This is a genomic window from Kaistia defluvii (assembly GCF_040548815.1).
Lineage (GTDB): Bacteria > Pseudomonadota > Alphaproteobacteria > Rhizobiales > Kaistiaceae > Kaistia > Kaistia defluvii_A.
Window position 1 is genome coordinate 50,117 of sequence record NZ_JBEPSM010000003.1, and the last position, 15,976, is coordinate 66,092.

The window sequence follows — 15,976 nt, forward strand, 5'->3', positions numbered from 1 at the left end:
ACCTCATTCAGGGCGAGATGCAAGGCGGGCCCCGCACCACTAAATCCATGGATCGATGTACGGAAAATAGGGATGCCGAAGCAAAATCGTCCGGAATCGCGGCACAACCGCCAGGCGTTGATCGTCCAGCCACGCCCCGGCGCGCCGACGAAGGGAATTCTCCGCCTCGGCGATCGCCGCTTCCCGTGCGCGCTCGGCCGCTCCGGCGTCACGCGCAACAAGCGCGAGGGCGACGGCGCCACACCCGCCGGCCGCTTCGGCATCCTCGACATCCGCTACCGCGCCGACCGCATTCCCCGTCCCGCCACCCACCTGCCGCTCCGGCGTTCCCGCCCGACCGATGGCTGGTGCGACGCCGTCGGCGACCGCAATTACAACCGCCCGGTGCGGATGCCCTATCCGAAGAGCGCCGAAACCATGTGGCGCGACGATGGCCTCTATGATGTCGTGGTCATCCTCGACTGGAACGTGACGCGCCGCAGCCAGGGCCGCGGCAGCGCCATCTTCTTCCACCTCGCCCGCCCCGGCTTCCTGCCAACCGAAGGCTGCGTCGCCGTCCGCCTGGCGGACATGCGAAAACTTCTGCAACGCCTGAGACCCGGCGCGGCCATCGAGGTGCGTTAGGTTCTGTTGAAGGGGCGGGATGGCCCCAAACCAGTGAACTTTCTCCACCCCCTCCGCCATCATCCTGAGGCGCTTCGCGAAAGCGAAGCCTCGAAGGAGGCTCCAGCATGGCTCCATGACGCAGATCAGATTCCTGGACCCTCCTTCGAGGCCCGCCTTCGCCGGGCACCTCAGGATGAGGGTCGAGGTTTTGGATGGAGACTGAACCGACGTCGGCTGGAGATCTCTTAAGGACGCTCGAAGCAAGACCCTCACCCCAACCCTCTCCCGCAAGCGGTAGAGGGAGCTCGACTGCGCTCGCGGCAATTTTGGCGGCATGCACATGGCGAAGGAAGACGACACACCCTCGCCGTCATCCCTGGGAAAGCAGGGATCCATGCATCTGCAGGCTCGTCCGTCGAATCCTCTGCGGCGCCAACGCCGCTGAATGGATCGCGGGTCAAGCCCGGATGACGCCGGAGGGTTGGCGCAGGCGGCGCCCTGACCTGCCTTAAAGAAGAAAGGCGGGCGCAAGCAGCCGACGCCTCAGCCCGTCTCGCCCGGGCGTTCGGGCGCCGCCGCCGGCGCTTCCGGCTCCGGCGTCGCCGCCACGATCGGAGGGCGGGAGCCGAAGATCGCGCCGCCAACGCGGACATGTGTCGCGCCGAAGGCGATGGCGGTTTCGAAATCGCCGCTCATTCCCATGGAGAGGTATTCGACGCCGATCTCGGCCGCCATCTTGGCCAAGAGCGCGAAATGCGGCCCGGCTGCCTCGCCCGCCGGGGGAATGCACATCAACCCGCGGATCGCGAGCCCATGCACCGTGCGGCAGCGCTCGACGAAATCGGCCGCCTCGCGCGGTGCGATGCCGGCCTTTTGCGGCTCGAGCCCGGTATTGACCTGGACGAAGAGCTGCGGTGTCCGTCCCTGCTTCTGGATTTCGCCGGCAAGCGCGCCGGCGATCTTGTCGCGATCGACGGTATGGATCGCGTCAAACAGCGCGATCGCCTCCTTCGCCTTGTTGGATTGCAGCGGCCCGATCAGGTGCAGCTCGATATCATCGGCCATCTCGCGCAGCAGCGGCCACTTGGCCTGCGCCTCCTGCACCCGGTTTTCGCCGAAGCGGCGCTGGCCGGCGGCGATCACGGGGCGGATCTCGTCGACCTCGAAGGTCTTGGAGACGGCAATCAGCTTGGCCGAGCCGGGCGCGCGGCCGGACTGTTCCTCCTTCGCCGCAATGCGGGCCAGGACGGAGGCCAGTCGGGATTGGACATCGTCGGTCTTGGGAACGGGCATGTCGCCTCCGGAGCAGATGGATGCTGCGCCTAGCATGGCCGGCGGTGGCGCTCAACCAAGCGAAGCCGGCGCGAAGGCGCGGGATCGCGCCTGCGTCGCCGATAGCGGTTGACCGGGCGGCGCGTTTCTGGTGAAGGTCGCACCCTGTTCCGGCGGCATGAAGCTGCCCTTTTCCCACTCTTTTCGACGACGGACCATGGCCATAGAACGCTACAACCCTCGTGATGCCGAACCGCGCTGGCAGCGTGCCTGGGCCGAACAGAGCATTTTCGAGACGAAGAACGACGATCCGCGTCCGAAATACTACGTGCTCGAAATGTTCCCCTATCCGTCGGGACGCATCCATATCGGCCATGGCCGCAATTATGTGATGGGCGACGTGGTGGCCCGCTTCAAGCGCATGAAGGGCTTCAACGTCCTGCACCCGATGGGCTGGGACGCCTTCGGCCTGCCGGCCGAGAACGCCGCCATCGAGCGCAACAGCCACCCGAAGATCTGGACGTATGAAAACATCGAGACGATGAAGGCGCAGCTGAAGCTGCTCGGCCTGTCGCTCGACTGGAGCCGCGAGATCGCCACCTGCGATCCCTCCTATTACGCCGAACAGCAGCGCATCTTCACCGACTTCTTCGCGGCCAACCTCGTCTACCGCAAGGAGAGCGAGGTCAACTGGGACCCGATCGACAACACCGTGCTCGCCAATGAGCAGGTGATCGACGGGCGCGGCTGGCGCTCCGGCGCGCTGGTCGAGCGGCGCAAGCTGTCGCAGTGGTTCTTCAAGATCACCCAGTTCGGCGAGGAACTGCTGGGCGCCTTGGACGAACTCGACCGCTGGCCGGACAAGGTCCGGCTGATGCAGAAGAACTGGATCGGCCGCTCCGAGGGCCTGATGGTCCGCTTCGGCCTAGACGCGATTTCCGCTCCGACCGGCGAGACCGAGATCGAGGTCTACACGACCCGTCCGGATACGCTCTATGGCGCCTCCTTCGTCGCCATCGCCGCCAACCATCCGCTCGCCGCCAAGGTGGCCGAGACCAATCCGGCGCTCGCCGATTTCATCGTCGAATGCGGCCGCACCGGCACCTCGGCCGAGGCGATCGAGACGCAGGAGAAAAAGGGCTTCGACACGGGCATCCGCGCCAAGCACCCGCTGGTGCCGGGCTGGTACCTGCCCGTCTATGTCGCCAACTTCATCCTGATGGATTATGGCACCGGCGCCGTCTTCGGCTGCCCGGCGCATGATCAGCGCGATCTCGACTTCGCCCGCAAATACGACCTGCCGGTCAAGGCCGTCGTCCTGCCCGAAGACGCCGATGCGCTCACCTTCGAGGTCGGCGACGTCGCCTATACCGATGACGGCACGCTGTTCCGTTCCGACTTCATGAACGGCATGACCATTCCCGAGGCGAAGGAAGCCGTGGCGCAGCGCCTGGAGAGCCAAGTGCTCGGCAACGCGCCGCAGGCCAAGCGCCAGGTCAATTTCCGCCTGCGCGACTGGGGCATTTCGCGCCAGCGCTATTGGGGCTGCCCGATCCCGATCATCCATTGCCCGAGCTGCGGCCCGGTCGCCGTGCCAAAGGCGGATCTGCCGGTCAAGCTGCCGGACGACGTCACCTTCGACCAGCCCGGCAATCCGCTCGATCGCCATCCGACCTGGAAGCACGTCACCTGCCCGCAATGCGGCGGGGCGGCGACGCGCGAGACGGACACGATGGATACGTTCGTCGATTCGTCCTGGTATTTCGCCCGCTTCGCCAGCGCACCCGGCGAGGCGCCGCTTTCCAAGGAAGCGGCCGATCACTGGCTGCCGGTCGACCAGTATATTGGCGGCATCGAGCACGCGATCCTGCACCTGCTCTATTCGCGCTTCTTTACCCGCGCCCTGGAGCACACCGGTCGCGTCTCGGTGAAGGAGCCCTTCGCGGGCCTGTTCACCCAGGGCATGATCGTGCACGAGACCTACAAGGACCAGAACGGCAAGTGGCTGTTCCCGGAAGAGGTCGAGAAGCGCGCCGACGGCACGTCCGTCAAGGTCGGCACCGATGAGCCCGTGACGGTCGGCCCGCCGGAGAAGATGTCGAAGTCGAAGAAGAACGTGGTGCCGCCGGAGATCGTCGCCGACACCTATGGCGTCGATTGCGCCCGCTGGTTCATGCTCTCCGACACCCCGCCCGAGCGCGACAGCGAATGGACGGAAGCCGGCATCGAGGGCGCCTGGCGCTTCACCCAGCGCCTCTGGCGCCTGGTCGGCGAGGCGGTCGAGCTTTCGGCAGGCGACGTCGCCAGGCCGGACGCTTTCGGCCCCGAGGCCGATGCGCTGCGCCGCGCCACGCACAAGCTCGCCGCCCATGTCGAGGAAGACATCGACCGGCTGCGCTTCAACGTCGCCGTCGCCCGCATCCACGGCTTTGCCAACGTCTTCGCCGAAGCGATCGGCACGGCGCGCAATGGGGTTGAACGCGGTAGCGGCAAGCCGGCGGCGGATCTCGCCTTCGCACTGCGCGAAGCGGCCGAATTCCTGGTCGCCGCCATCGGCCCGATGATCCCGCATCTAGCCGAGGAACTCTGGGTCGTGCTCGGCCGCGAAGGCCTTGCCGCCGAGGCCGCCTGGCCGACCGTTGATCCGGCGCTGCTGGTCGAGGATCAGCTCGTCCTGCCGATTCAGATCAACGGCAAGAAGCGCGCCGAATTGACAATCTCGGCGACGGCGTCGGAAACTGAGATCGAAGCGGCTGCGCTGGCGCTCGACGGCGTCATCAAGGCGCTCGAAGGCCGCGCACCCCGCAAGATCGTCATCGTGCCGAAGAGGATCGTCAATGTCGTCGTCTGATCGCGGACTGGATTTGGCGCGCGCCTCGGCGGGTGCCGGGCGCCTGTCGCGGCTGGTGCGGGGCGGCCTGGTCGCCCTGACGCTCGGCGTACTGGCTTCCGCCTGCACCGTGCAGCCGGTCTACATGACCATCGCCAACGGCCCCAATGTCGCGGCCGACCTCTCCGCCGTCCAGGTCGAGGACGTCAGCGACCGCGTCGGCCAGGAAGTCCGCAACAATCTGATCTTCGGCTTCACCGGCGGCGGCAACCCGGCGCCGCCGCGCTACGAGCTGTCGCTGCGGGTCACCTCCGCCGATGCGCGCCTCGGCTTCGAGCGCGACGAGACGGCGCCGGCCTATTCGGTCACCGTCACTGTCGCCTACGAACTCAAGGAAATCGCGACCGGCAAGGTCATCCTGCGCTCGCTCAACCGCGGCGTCGCCTCCTATGACCGCTCGAACCAGGCCTTCGCCAACCAGCGGGCCAAGATCGACGCCGAGAACCGCGCCGCGCAATCGGTCGCCGACGACATCCAGCTCCGCCTCGCCGCAGCCCTCGCCAGCGGCAAGGCGAGCTGAGGCCAAGGTCTAGCGCGCGCTCCGGCTTCCCGGGATAAAGCTGCACGGTGGCCTACAGCGGCCGTGCAGCCGCCCATCCTCAACATCCTGAGGGGGCTTTCGCAGAAAGCCGTCTCGAAGGACGCAGAGCCTTGGGGCCACTCTCCTCGCAGACCTTCCGGCCTTCGGTTTTCGAAACCGCGTTTGGGGCTTGCCTCGGCAAGGTGAGGGCGGCGTTAGCCGGGAGCGCGGCTTTGGCCACTCGCGTTCAGCCCATCGCCGCACGAGGCCTTTGCGCCACGACGCAAGCTGCCTAGACTTCATAGTCCCTAGAGGGCAATCCACCCGGACGGCAACACCATGGTCCAGATCAAGCCCCAGGACGCCGACCGCTTCCTCAGCAAGCCGGATCCGGGCATCCGCGTCGTCCTGCTGCATGGCAGCGACACCGGCCTCATCTCCGAGCGCGCCAGCGCCTTCGCCAAGACGATCCTGGGCAAGAGCGACGATCCCTTCGCTCTGGTCCGGCTCGATTCGGCCGAGATCGCCTCCGACACCGGCCGCCTGGCCGACGAGGCCAACACCATCGCGCTGTTCGGCGGCACCCGCGCCATCTGGGTCAAGGTCGCCGGCAACCGGCCGATCCAGGCCGCCGTCGAGGCCGTGCTTGCCAACCCGCCGCAGGATGCCTGGATCATCCTGGAGGCGGGCGACATCAAGAAGGGCGTGGGGCTGCGCAAGCTCTGCGAGAATGCGCGCGGCGCGGCGGCGCTCGCCTGCTATGCCGACAATGACGCGGCGCTCGACCGCATGATCGATTCCGAGCTGCAATCGACCGGCCTCAAGATGGATCCGGATGCCCGCACCCTGCTGCGCGGCCTGCTCGGCGCCGACCGGCTCGCCAGCCGCTCCGAGGTGGCCAAGCTCTGCCTTTATGCGCTGGGAGAGGCCTCGATCGACGTCGAGGCGGTGCGCGCCGTCGTGGGCGATGCCGGCGCCTCGGCCACCGACGAGGCGGTCGATGCCGCGGCGCTGGGCGACGCCAACGGGCTCGACAAGGCGTTCCGGCGCATCCTGGGTTCGGGCACTGCGGCCTTCGTCGTCGCCAATGCGGCGCTGCGCCATTTCCAGCTGCTGCACCGGATCAAGACGGCGATCGAGGACGGCGTCCCGGCCTCGACCGCGATCGAGCGCAATGCCGGCGGCATCTTCTTCCAGCGCAAGGGCAAGCTGGAACAGCAGCTCCGCATCTGGCCGGCCGACCGGCTGATGGCGGCGCTTGACCGGCTCGATCGGGCGACTTTCGATAGCCGGCTCAAGGCAAACATAGCCGACGAAGTCATCGGCCAGGCCTTGCTTTCCGTCGCGATGATGGCCCGCGTGAGGCGATAATGCTACGCTGGCTAATCGAATCGGACGGGCTGGAGCAGGCCTACTCGCGCTTCAACAGCCGGCAGATTTCATCGAGCTGTTCGAGCGACTTGTAGCGGATCTTCAGCTCGCCGCTGCCATTCGACTTGTGGTCGATCGTCACCATCAGGCCGAGGCTGTCGCCGAGCAGCTTTTCCAGCGCCCGCGTATCGGCATCCTTCTCGGCCTTGCTGGCGGCGCGCTGGGCGCCACCCTTCTTCGGCTCGTTCTGCGTCAGCGCCTCGGCGTCGCGGACCGTCAGGCCCATATCGACGATGCGCTGCGCCACCGCTTCCGGATTGTCGACGGTCACGAGCGCGCGGGCATGGCCAGCGGTCAGCTTGCCGTCGCGCAGATAGGTCTGCACCGCCGGCGGCAGCTTCAGCAGTCGCAGTGTGTTGGCGACATGTGGCCGGCTCTTGCCGATGACGTCGGCGAGCGCCGTCTGGCTATAATCGAATTCGTCGATCAGCTGCTGGTAGCCCAGCGCTTCCTCGAGCGCATTGAGATCGGCGCGCTGGACGTTCTCGATGATGGCAAGCTCGAGCGCTTCCTTGTCATTGACGTCGTGGATGATGATCGGCACGTCGTGCAGCGCCGCCCGCTGCGCCGCCCGCCAGCGCCGTTCGCCGGCGATGATCTCGTAAGCGTCGGCCGGGCCACCCGGAACCGGGCGGACGAGGATCGGCTGCATGATCCCCTTCTCGCGCACGGAGGCGGTGAGATCCGCCAGGTCGTCTTCCTCGAACGCCTTGCGCGGGTTGCGCGGATTGGGCCGCAGGAATTCGATCGGCACCCGGCGCGAATTGCGCGAGCGGTCGGTGACAACGCTTTCCTGGCCGACATCGCCGATGAGAGCGGCCAGTCCACGGCCCAGCCTGCGGCGCGATCCGTCTTCCATGCTCATAGCGTCCACTCCTGCAAATCCAATAACCGCCGCGGCGCCAAAATCAGGCTGCGCGCAGGCGCTTCTCACGTTGAATGATTTCCGAGGCGAGCCGGAGATAGGCCTGGCTGCCGGTGCTCTTGAAATCGTAGAGCAGCACGGGCTTGCCATGCGACGGTGCTTCCGAGATGCGCACATTGCGCGGGATTACCGTGTCATAGACGGCATCGCCCATATGCGCGCGCACATCGGCCACCACCTGGCTGGCCAGATTGTTGCGGCTGTCGAACATGGTCAGCACGATGCCATGAATCGACAGTTCCGGGTTCAGCGCGTGCTTGACCTGGTCTACCGTCTGCAGCAGCTGGCTTAGACCCTCCAGCGCGAAGAACTCGCACTGCAGCGGCACCAGAATCGAATGTGCCGCTGACAGTGCATTGATGGTCAGCAGATTGAGCGAGGGCGGACAGTCGACCAGGACATAGGTGTAGTTTCGGACTCGAATCGATTCCGGCCGCTGCATGTGGCTAGCGATTGCCCGGCGCAACTTGAACGCCCGATCGGACCGGCCTGCGATTTCGAGCTCGACGCCGAGCAGATCCATCGTCGAGGGCGCCACTGACAAACGCGGCACCGCCGTCTCCATGACGATCTCGGCCAGCGAGGATTCGCCGACCAGCACGTCATAGGTCGAGCGCAACCGGCTCTTGCGGTCGATGCCCAGACCGGTTGAGGCGTTACCCTGCGGATCCAGGTCGACAATCAGCACTTCCTCCCCGATCGCGGCCAGCGCCGTGCCGAGGTTGATCGCCGTCGTCGTCTTGCCGACGCCACCCTTCTGGTTGGCCAGCGCAATGACGCGCGGCAAGGGTGGCAGCAGCGACGGCGGCGAAAACGTGTCGGCGTGGGACATGGACAGCCTCTTCGATGGAGCGCGCGATCAGACGGTCCGGCGCTCTGCCCGACAAATCTCGACGATCGAACTGCGATCATCGATCATGCTCTTGTGTCTTATCAGATCGAGGGACCAAGATTTAGAGGCTTCGGCCAGTTCCCCCTCGAAATCTTCACCTTTATGAAAGGTTCCTGTGGCACCGGCGGCCAGAACCGGCGCCGACAGATCGAGCAGCGCCGTCAACGAGGCGAGCGCGCGGGCGCTGATGCGCTCGACAGGCTCGTGCCATTGTTTCAGAACCGATTCGATCCGCCCTTCATGCACCACAGCCTTGGCGCCGGTCTCGCGAATCACCGTGCGGAGGAAGGCGCATTTGCGCTGATTCGCCTCGACGCAGTGGACCACGGCGCCCTCCTGATCAGCCAACAGGATGCCGGTGATCAGGCCCGGCAGGCCCGCGCCGCTGCCCAGATCCAGCCACTTGCGCGTATCGGGAAACATCGCCACCAACTGCGCGCAATCCGCGACATGCCGGGTCCAGATCTGGCCCAGTGTATTCGGCGAGACGAGATTCTGGGCGGGCTGCCATTTGCGCAGCAGCGTCACATAGCGCTCCAGCCGTTCCCGTGTTTCACGTGAAACGGGGAGAATGGCCTCGACGGCCGCGATCGTATCGGTCATGCAACGGTCCGGATGGCTTGAGGGCGACGACGCGCCGTGGTCAGAAGCAGCGCCAAGGCGGCAGGCGTCATGCCTTCGATACGCCCGGCCTGGCCAAGCGTGGCCGGGCGTACCAGGATCAAGCGCTGGCGCAATTCGTTCGAAAGCCCGTCAATGCTGGCGTAGTCGATATCGTCGAGCGCTACCGCCTCGTCGCGCTTGACGGATTCGATATCGTTTTGCTGCCGATTCAAATAGACGGCATATTTCGCGTCTGCCTCGATCTGGTCGAGGATGGCCGGCGCAAAGCTGCCGAGTTCCGGCCAGACCTGGACAAGCCGCGCCGCGTCAATATCCGGATAGGCCAGCAGCTCGAAGGCCGAGCGACGCACGCCGTCCTGATTGACCCCTAGCCCGACTTTCACCGCCTCATTTGGCGTCAGCTTGCGCTCGGCAAAAGCCTCACGTGCTTCGGACAGCTGTCCGAGCTTGGCCGTGAACGCCGCCTCACGCCGTGCGCCAACGGCGCCGAGCGCGAGGCCGAACGGCGTCAGGCGCTGATCGGCATTGTCGGCCCGCAGCGACAGCCGGTATTCGGCGCGCGAGGTGAACATGCGATAGGGTTCGGTGACGCCGCGCGTGATCAGATCGTCGATCATCACGCCGATATAGCTGTCAGAACGGCTGAAGCCGACGCCATCCTGGCCGCCGGCGCGGCGCGCCGCGTTCAGACCGGCGACGACACCCTGCGCTGCGGCCTCTTCATAGCCAGTGGTCCCGTTGATCTGGCCAGCCAGGAACAGGCCCTCGACCTTCTTGGTCTCGAGCGACGCGGTCAGCTCGCGCGGATCGACATGATCATATTCGATCGCATAGCCAGGACGCAGGATGACGGCATTTTCCAGACCGGGAATGGTGGCGATGAGAGCCTTCTGCACATCCTCGGGAAGCGAGGTGGAAATGCCATTTGGATAGATCGTCGGATCGTCGAGGCCTTCCGGCTCCAGAAAGATCTGGTGCGATTCGCGATCGGCAAAGCGGACGATCTTGTCCTCGATGCTCGGGCAGTAACGCGGACCGCGGCTTTCGATCTGGCCGGAATACATGGGCGAGCGATGCAGATTGGCGCGGATCACCTCGCGCGTCGCCTCGGTCGTCCGGGTGATGAAGCAATCGACCTGCTGCCGCTCGATCTTCGCCGTCAGCGTCGAGAACGGCTCGGGCTGGTCGTCGCCCGGCTGCCGCTCGAGGATAGAGAAGTTGATGGTGCGGCCATCCAGTCGCGCCGGCGTGCCGGTCTTCAACCGCGCCAGGCTGAAGGCGTGCCGCTCAAGCGCGGCGGAAAGCCCCATCGCCGGCTTTTCGCCAACCCGACCGGCCGGGATCTTGATCTCGCCAATATGAATCAGGCCGCGCAGGAAGGTGCCGGTGGTGATGACCACAGCGCCGCAGGGGATGCGGCGGCCATCGGCCAACACCACGCCGGCAATGCGGCCATCGATCACGGTCAGGTCGTCCGCCTCGCCTTCGACAACGGTAAGACCCGGCGTCGACGCGATCTCGGCCTGCATGGCTTCGCGATAGAGCTTGCGATCCGCTTGGGCGCGGGGCCCGCGCACCGCCGGACCCTTGCGCCGATTGAGCATGCGGAACTGGATGCCGCCGGCGTCGGCGACCCGGCCCATCAGCCCATCCAGCGCATCGACCTCGCGGACGAGATGACCCTTGCCGAGCCCGCCAATGGCCGGGTTGCAGGACATGACGCCGATGGTGTCGCGCGAATGGGTCACGAGGGCCGTGCGCGCGCCCAGCCGCGCCGAGGCGGCGGCCGCTTCGGTTCCCGCGTGTCCGCCGCCAATCACGACGACGTCAAAGCTCGCATCTGCTGCGGTGGTCATGCTTCCGATCCTGTTGATCGGGTCTTCGTAATCGCTCGCCGGAACCACGTCAAAGGCGAAAACTGTTTCACGTGGAACACGCCCCCGAAACGATCCTATTTACCGATGCAGAACTCAGCGAATATCACATCCAGCAGGTCCTCGACATCGACCTTGCCGGTGACACGCCCGAGCGCATCGGCCGCACTACGCAGCAGCTCCGCCTTGACCTCGACCGCCCGGTTGCCCTCCCGTGCCAGCTCCTGCAGGAAGCCTAGGGACTTAGCGATCCCCTCGCGTTGGCGCGAGCGGGTGATCAACGCCGTCGGCATCGGCCGGGCCAGATCGAGCGCCTCGCCAATCGCGCGGACAAGCGTATCCAATCCCAAGCCATCGCGCGCGGAAACGCGGATATCGGCTTCGCCCGAGACTCGTTTCGAGTCCGAATCGAGAAGGTCGATCTTGGTCCGGACCCGCAAAGAGGCAGCGCCCTCGGGAATCGTTTCGGTCCAGGAGTCGTTGTCGGAAAGCGCCAGGACCAGATCGGCCGTTCCCGCCCGACGCCGGGCCCGGGCAATGCCTTCACGCTCGACGACGCTTTCGGTCTCCCGCAATCCCGCGGTATCGACCAGCGTCACGGCATGCCCGGCGATATCCAGCGAGACCTCGATCAGGTCGCGCGTGGTGCCGGGCTCGGGCGTAACGATCGCCGCCTCGCGCCGGACGAGCGCATTCATCAAGCTTGACTTGCCGGCATTGGGCGGTCCGAGCAGCACGACCTCGAAGCCATCGCGCACGCGCTCGCCAAAATGCTGATCATCCAGATGGGCCGCCATTTCTCGGGCCACGCCGGCGGCTTCGCTCCAGGCAGGCGCCATTACATCGTCGGGCACGTCTTCCTCGTCGACAAAATCAAGCCCCGCTTCGATCAGCGCGCGGGCGCGGATCAACCGGTGGCGCCAATCCTCATAGAGCTTGCGTAGCCCACCTTCAGCCTGGCGAATGGCGAGACGACGCTGCATCTCGGTCTCGGCCGCGACCAGATCGGCCAATCCCTCGATCTCGGTCAGATCGGCGCGGCCATTCTCGAAGGCGCGACGGGTGAATTCCCCGGCCTCGGCATGACGGTAGCCCGGCAGGGACGCCAGCGCCTTCAGCACGCTGGCGATCACCGCGCGGCCGCCATGCACCTGCAGCTCCGCCACATCCTCGCCGGTAAAGCTCGCCGGCCCGGCGAAGAACAGAACGAGTCCGCGATCGAGGATTTCCGCCGTTTCCGGGGCGCGCAGCGTGCGCAAAGTCGCCATGCGCGGCGTCGGCACTTCGCCGATCAACGTTTCGAGTCCGAATCGAACACCTTTGCCGGACAGCCGGATCACGGCCACCCCCGAAGGGGCCGCCCCGCTGGACAGGGCGAAGATCGTGTCGTCGCGTTCGGAGCTCATTGCCAATCCAATCCGTTGCCCTAGGCGCGCTGCGTGCGCCGCCCTACCCTAGAAGCCCCGAAGCCTGGAAAGCCAGAGAGCCTCATGACCGAAAACCTGCTGCGCTTCGAGACCAGCCCCTATCTGCTGCAGCATCAGGACAATCCCGTGCACTGGCGCGGCTGGAACGCGGCCGCCTTGCAGGAAGCACGCGACCGCGATGTGCCGATCCTGCTGTCGATCGGCTATGCCGCCTGCCACTGGTGCCATGTCATGGCGCATGAATCGTTCGAGGATCCGGCGACGGCCGCGGTGATGAACCGTCTGTTCGTCAACATCAAGGTGGATCGCGAGGAGCGGCCGGATATCGACCAGATCTACATGGCGGCGCTGCATGCGCTGGGCGACCAGGGCGGCTGGCCGCTGACCATGTTCCTGACGCCGGACGGCAAGCCTATCTGGGGTGGCACCTACTTCCCGAAGACATCGCGCTATGGCCGCCCCGGCTTTACCGACGTGCTGACGCAGATCTCGGCCTTCTATGCCGACGACCGCGACGAGATCCTGGCCCAGGCCGACCGCATCGCCGCCCATCTGCAGCCGCGCCGGGAAAGCGCAGGGCCCGCGCTCGATCGGACATTGCTCGACGAGGCGGCGCGATCGATCCTGTCGATCATGGATCTGGAGCGCGGCGGCACGAAGGGCGCGCCGAAATTTCCCAACACCGCCGCTCTCGATTACCTGGCCCGCAGCGCGCATCGCACCGGCAATGGCAATTTCGCCCGCGCGGTCGACGCTGCCCTCCTCGGCATGAGCAATGGCGGCATTTTCGATCATGTCGGCGGCGGCTTCGCCCGCTACAGCACGGATGCCGACTGGCTGGTGCCGCATTTCGAGAAGATGCTTTCCGACAATGGCCTGCTGATCGAGCAGTTGAGCCTGCTCTTCGGCATTAGCGGCGCCGGCGCGATCTATCGCAGCCGGGTCGAGACGACGATCGGCTGGCTGCAGCGCGAGATGCAGACCACCGGCGGCGCGTTCTCGGCGAGCCTCGATGCCGACAGCGAGGGCCATGAAGGCCGGTTCTATGTCTGGAGCCGCAGCGAACTGGGCGAATTGCTGGGTCCGGAAGACGCCGCCTTCGTTGCTGACCACTATGACATCCGGCCGGAAGGCAATTGGGAAGGCGTTTCGATCCCGAATCGATTGCGCAGCCCCGAGCCGCTGGATGCCGCGCAGCAAGCGCGGGTGGACGAGCTACTCGGCCGCATGTTGGAACGGCGCGCAATCCGGGTCCGGCCGGGCCTCGACGACAAGATCCTGGTCGACTGGAACGGCTACGCCATAGCGGGCCTCGCCACGGCCGGCATGCTGATGCACCGGCCCGACTGGATCGATCTCGCGGCGCAGGCTTTTCGTTTCATAGCGGAATCGGTTTCGCGCGAGGGCCGGCTCGGCCATGCGGCGCGGCACGGGCAGATGGTTTTCCCCGGCTTCTCGTCCGACCTCGCCGCCATGGCCAAGGCCGCGATCGCGCTGCATCAGGCGACGCAGGATCCCGCCTGGCTCGACCCGGCGATCCGCTTCCTTGATCAGTTGGAGGCGCATCATGGCGACGGCGAGGGCGGCTATTTCTTCACAGCCGACGACGCCGAGGCGCTGATCCTGCGCAAGGCCGAGCGGATCGACGACGCAGCCCCCAATCCGCATGGCCTCGCCGTCGACAGCCTGGTACGGCTCTGGGCGCTGACCGGCGAGGATCGCTACCGCGACCGTGCCGACGCGGTTCTCGAGGCTGCTTCGCCCTTCATCAATCGCAACGTATTCGGAACGGCGAGCCTGCTCTCTGGCCTCGACCTTCGTCTCGCGGTGCGGACCATCGTGATCTTGACCTCGCCCAATGACGACGGCACAAGTCTCCGGCAAGCCGTGCTCGACCACTGGCGGCCGACCTTCGTGCTCGACGTCCGGCCCGAAGATCGCGCCCTGCCGGCGAGCCACCCGGCGCATGGCAAGACGGCGGCGGGCGGGAGGGCGACCGCCTATGTCTGTCGCGAAGGGAGCTGCTCGCTCCCGATCACCGAACCGGAGGCGCTGATCGCCCTACTCGGAGCGGATGGCTAACGGATGGTTACCGCGGGGCTAACAGCGCAAACGAAAATGGCCGGGCAAAGGCCCGGCCATTCTTGTGTCGAAGGCGCGCTCCGAAGAACCGCGAACCGATCGATCAGGTGTTCATCTGATCGAAGAAATCGGAGTTGTGTTTCGTCTGCTTGAGCTTGTCGAGCAGGAACTCGATCGCGTCGACCGTGCCCATCGGCATGAGGATGCGGCGCAGCACATACATCTTCTTGAGCACGTCCGGCGGAACCAGAAGTTCTTCCTTGCGCGTGCCCGACCGGGTGATGTCGATCGCCGGGAAGGTGCGCTTGTCGGCCACCTTGCGGTCCAGGATGATTTCCGAGTTACCGGTGCCCTTGAACTCTTCGAAGATGACTTCGTCCATGCGGCTGCCGGTATCGATCAGCGCCGTCGCGATGATGGTCAGCGAGCCGCCTTCCTCGATGTTGCGGGCCGCGCCGAAGAAGCGCTTCGGCCGCTGCAGCGCGTTGGCGTCGACACCACCGGTCAAGACCTTGCCGGAGGACGGCACGACGGTGTTGTAGGCGCGGCCGAGGCGCGTGATCGAATCCAGCAGAATGACGACGTCACGGCCATGTTCGACCAGGCGCTTGGCCTTCTCGATCACCATTTCGGCGACGGCGACGTGGCGGGTGGCCGGCTCGTCGAAGGTCGAGGAGATGACTTCGCCCTTCACCGAACGCTGCATGTCCGTCACTTCTTCCGGACGCTCATCGATCAGCAGGACGATAAGATAGCACTCGGGATGATTTTCGGCGATCGAATGGGCGATGTTCTGCAGGAACACCGTCTTACCCGTGCGCGGCGGCGCAGTGACGAGCGCGCGCTGGCCCTTGCCGAGCGGCGCGACCAGATCGATGATCCGGGGCGTCATGTCCTTGCCGTGCTGAACCTCGAGCTCCATCTTGAAGCGCTCGTTCGGGTAGAGCGGCGTCAGATTGTCGAAGTGAACCTTGTGGCGCGCCTTGTCGGGATCCTCGAAATTGATCGTCGAGACCTTGAGCAGGGCGAAATAGCGCTCGCCATCCTTGGGACTGCGGATATAGCCCTCGACCGTATCGCCGGTCCGCAGCGAAAAGCGGCGGATCTGCGAGGGAGAGACATAGATATCGTCGGGTCCGGCGAGATAATTGGCGTCGGGCGAGCGCAGGAAGCCGAAGCCGTCCTGCAGCACTTCGACAACGCCTTGCCCGACGATCTCGACGTCGTTGTCGGCCAGCTGCTTGAGGATCGCGAACATCAGCTCCTGCTTGCGCAGGGTGCTCGCATTCTCGACCTCAAGTTCCTCGGCGAAGGCCAGCAGCTCCGTCGGGGACTTCGCCTTGAGGTCCTGTAGTTTCATTTCACGCATGGGTTTTGTGAATCTCGTTGGGATTCAGGAAAGGATGGATCGAAGGGTATCGAAAAAGGGGATT

12 protein-coding genes are annotated in these 15,976 nt (G+C 65.6%); 5 read left to right on the plus strand and 7 right to left on the minus strand.

The features are described from left to right. Window positions 1–72 precede the first annotated feature (72 nt). On the plus strand, window positions 73–624 hold the full coding sequence (locus ABIE08_RS17115; RefSeq protein ID WP_354552921.1) for a L,D-transpeptidase family protein: 552 nt from the start codon (window positions 73–75) through the stop codon (window positions 622–624). 525 nt (window positions 625–1,149) lie between these two features. Here ABIE08_RS17115 and ABIE08_RS17120 read toward each other — a convergent pair. Then, entirely contained in the window at window positions 1,150–1,899 is a 750-nt protein-coding gene (locus tag ABIE08_RS17120) for a YggS family pyridoxal phosphate-dependent enzyme (RefSeq protein ID WP_354552922.1), read from the minus strand. 196 nt (window positions 1,900–2,095) lie between these two features. Between ABIE08_RS17120 and leuS the strand changes: the two genes are divergently transcribed. The 3 genes from leuS (at window position 2,096) to holA (ending at window position 6,659) form a co-directional block, all read left to right on the plus strand. Next, window positions 2,096–4,729: a leucine--tRNA ligase gene (leuS, locus tag ABIE08_RS17125; protein WP_354552924.1), complete on the plus strand. Its 2,634-nt coding sequence runs from the start codon at window positions 2,096–2,098 to the stop codon at window positions 4,727–4,729. Next, window positions 4,716–5,288 carry an LPS assembly lipoprotein LptE gene (gene lptE / locus ABIE08_RS17130; protein ID WP_354552926.1) on the plus strand — a complete coding sequence of 191 codons (573 nt, stop codon included), beginning with the start codon at window positions 4,716–4,718 and terminating at the stop codon, window positions 5,286–5,288. Before leuS ends, lptE begins: the two co-directional genes overlap by 14 nt. Window positions 5,289–5,627: 339 nt before the next feature. Next, window positions 5,628–6,659 carry a DNA polymerase III subunit delta gene (gene holA, locus ABIE08_RS17135; RefSeq protein WP_354552928.1) on the plus strand — a complete coding sequence of 344 codons (1,032 nt, stop codon included), beginning with the start codon at window positions 5,628–5,630 and terminating at the stop codon, window positions 6,657–6,659. Window positions 6,660–6,699: 40 nt separating this feature from the next. On the opposite strand, the gene ABIE08_RS17140 is transcribed toward holA, so the two are convergent. The 5 genes from ABIE08_RS17140 to mnmE form a co-directional block, all read right to left on the minus strand. Then, window positions 6,700–7,584 (minus strand): ParB/RepB/Spo0J family partition protein, encoded by an 885-nt coding sequence (locus tag ABIE08_RS17140; RefSeq protein ID WP_354552930.1) that lies wholly within the window; start codon window positions 7,582–7,584, stop codon window positions 6,700–6,702. A gap of 43 nt (window positions 7,585–7,627) precedes the next feature. Beyond that, window positions 7,628–8,476 carry a ParA family protein gene (locus tag ABIE08_RS17145; RefSeq protein ID WP_354552931.1) on the minus strand — a complete coding sequence of 283 codons (849 nt, stop codon included), beginning with the start codon at window positions 8,474–8,476 and terminating at the stop codon, window positions 7,628–7,630. Between the two features lie 27 nt (window positions 8,477–8,503). Next, window positions 8,504–9,139, minus strand: a complete 636-nt coding sequence (gene rsmG, locus ABIE08_RS17150) for a 16S rRNA (guanine(527)-N(7))-methyltransferase RsmG (RefSeq protein WP_354552933.1) — start codon at window positions 9,137–9,139, stop codon at window positions 8,504–8,506. Continuing rightward, a complete protein-coding gene (gene mnmG, locus ABIE08_RS17155; RefSeq protein WP_354552935.1) occupies window positions 9,136–11,016 on the minus strand; it encodes a tRNA uridine-5-carboxymethylaminomethyl(34) synthesis enzyme MnmG in 1,881 nt (626 codons plus the stop codon). Before mnmG ends, rsmG begins: the two co-directional genes overlap by 4 nt. Window positions 11,017–11,111: 95 nt before the next feature. Continuing rightward, window positions 11,112–12,440 (minus strand): tRNA uridine-5-carboxymethylaminomethyl(34) synthesis GTPase MnmE, encoded by a 1,329-nt coding sequence (gene mnmE / locus ABIE08_RS17160; protein WP_354552937.1) that lies wholly within the window; start codon window positions 12,438–12,440, stop codon window positions 11,112–11,114. Between the two features lie 84 nt (window positions 12,441–12,524). On the opposite strand from mnmE, the gene ABIE08_RS17165 reads away from it, so the two are divergent. Beyond that, complete coding sequence (locus tag ABIE08_RS17165) at window positions 12,525–14,543, plus strand: thioredoxin domain-containing protein (RefSeq protein ID WP_354552938.1); 2,019 nt, start codon at window positions 12,525–12,527, stop codon at window positions 14,541–14,543. Between the two features lie 103 nt (window positions 14,544–14,646). On the opposite strand, the gene rho is transcribed toward ABIE08_RS17165, so the two are convergent. Then, window positions 14,647–15,912, minus strand: a complete 1,266-nt coding sequence (gene rho, locus ABIE08_RS17170; RefSeq protein WP_354552940.1) for a transcription termination factor Rho — start codon at window positions 15,910–15,912, stop codon at window positions 14,647–14,649. Between the last annotated feature and the right edge of the window lie 64 nt (window positions 15,913–15,976).

Excerpts from the sequence above, each read along its gene's own strand:
- holA (WP_354552928.1), top strand. The coding sequence starts at position 5,628 with ATGGTCCAGATCAAGCCCCAGGACGCCGACCGCTTCCTCAGCAAGCCG.
- ABIE08_RS17115 (WP_354552921.1), top strand. The coding sequence starts at position 73 with ATGCCGAAGCAAAATCGTCCGGAATCGCGGCACAACCGCCAGGCGTTG.
- lptE (WP_354552926.1), top strand. The coding sequence starts at position 4,716 with ATGTCGTCGTCTGATCGCGGACTGGATTTGGCGCGCGCCTCGGCGGGT.
- ABIE08_RS17165 (WP_354552938.1), top strand. The coding sequence starts at position 12,525 with ATGACCGAAAACCTGCTGCGCTTCGAGACCAGCCCCTATCTGCTGCAG.
- ABIE08_RS17145 (WP_354552931.1), bottom strand. The coding sequence starts at position 8,476 with ATGTCCCACGCCGACACGTTTTCGCCGCCGTCGCTGCTGCCACCCTTG.
- rho (WP_354552940.1), bottom strand. The coding sequence starts at position 15,912 with ATGCGTGAAATGAAACTACAGGACCTCAAGGCGAAGTCCCCGACGGAG.
- mnmE (WP_354552937.1), bottom strand. The coding sequence starts at position 12,440 with ATGAGCTCCGAACGCGACGACACGATCTTCGCCCTGTCCAGCGGGGCG.
- ABIE08_RS17140 (WP_354552930.1), bottom strand. The coding sequence starts at position 7,584 with ATGAGCATGGAAGACGGATCGCGCCGCAGGCTGGGCCGTGGACTGGCC.
- mnmG (WP_354552935.1), bottom strand. The coding sequence starts at position 11,016 with ATGACCACCGCAGCAGATGCGAGCTTTGACGTCGTCGTGATTGGCGGC.
- rsmG (WP_354552933.1), bottom strand. The coding sequence starts at position 9,139 with ATGACCGATACGATCGCGGCCGTCGAGGCCATTCTCCCCGTTTCACGT.
- ABIE08_RS17120 (WP_354552922.1), bottom strand. The coding sequence starts at position 1,899 with ATGCCCGTTCCCAAGACCGACGATGTCCAATCCCGACTGGCCTCCGTC.
- leuS (WP_354552924.1), top strand. The coding sequence starts at position 2,096 with ATGGCCATAGAACGCTACAACCCTCGTGATGCCGAACCGCGCTGGCAG.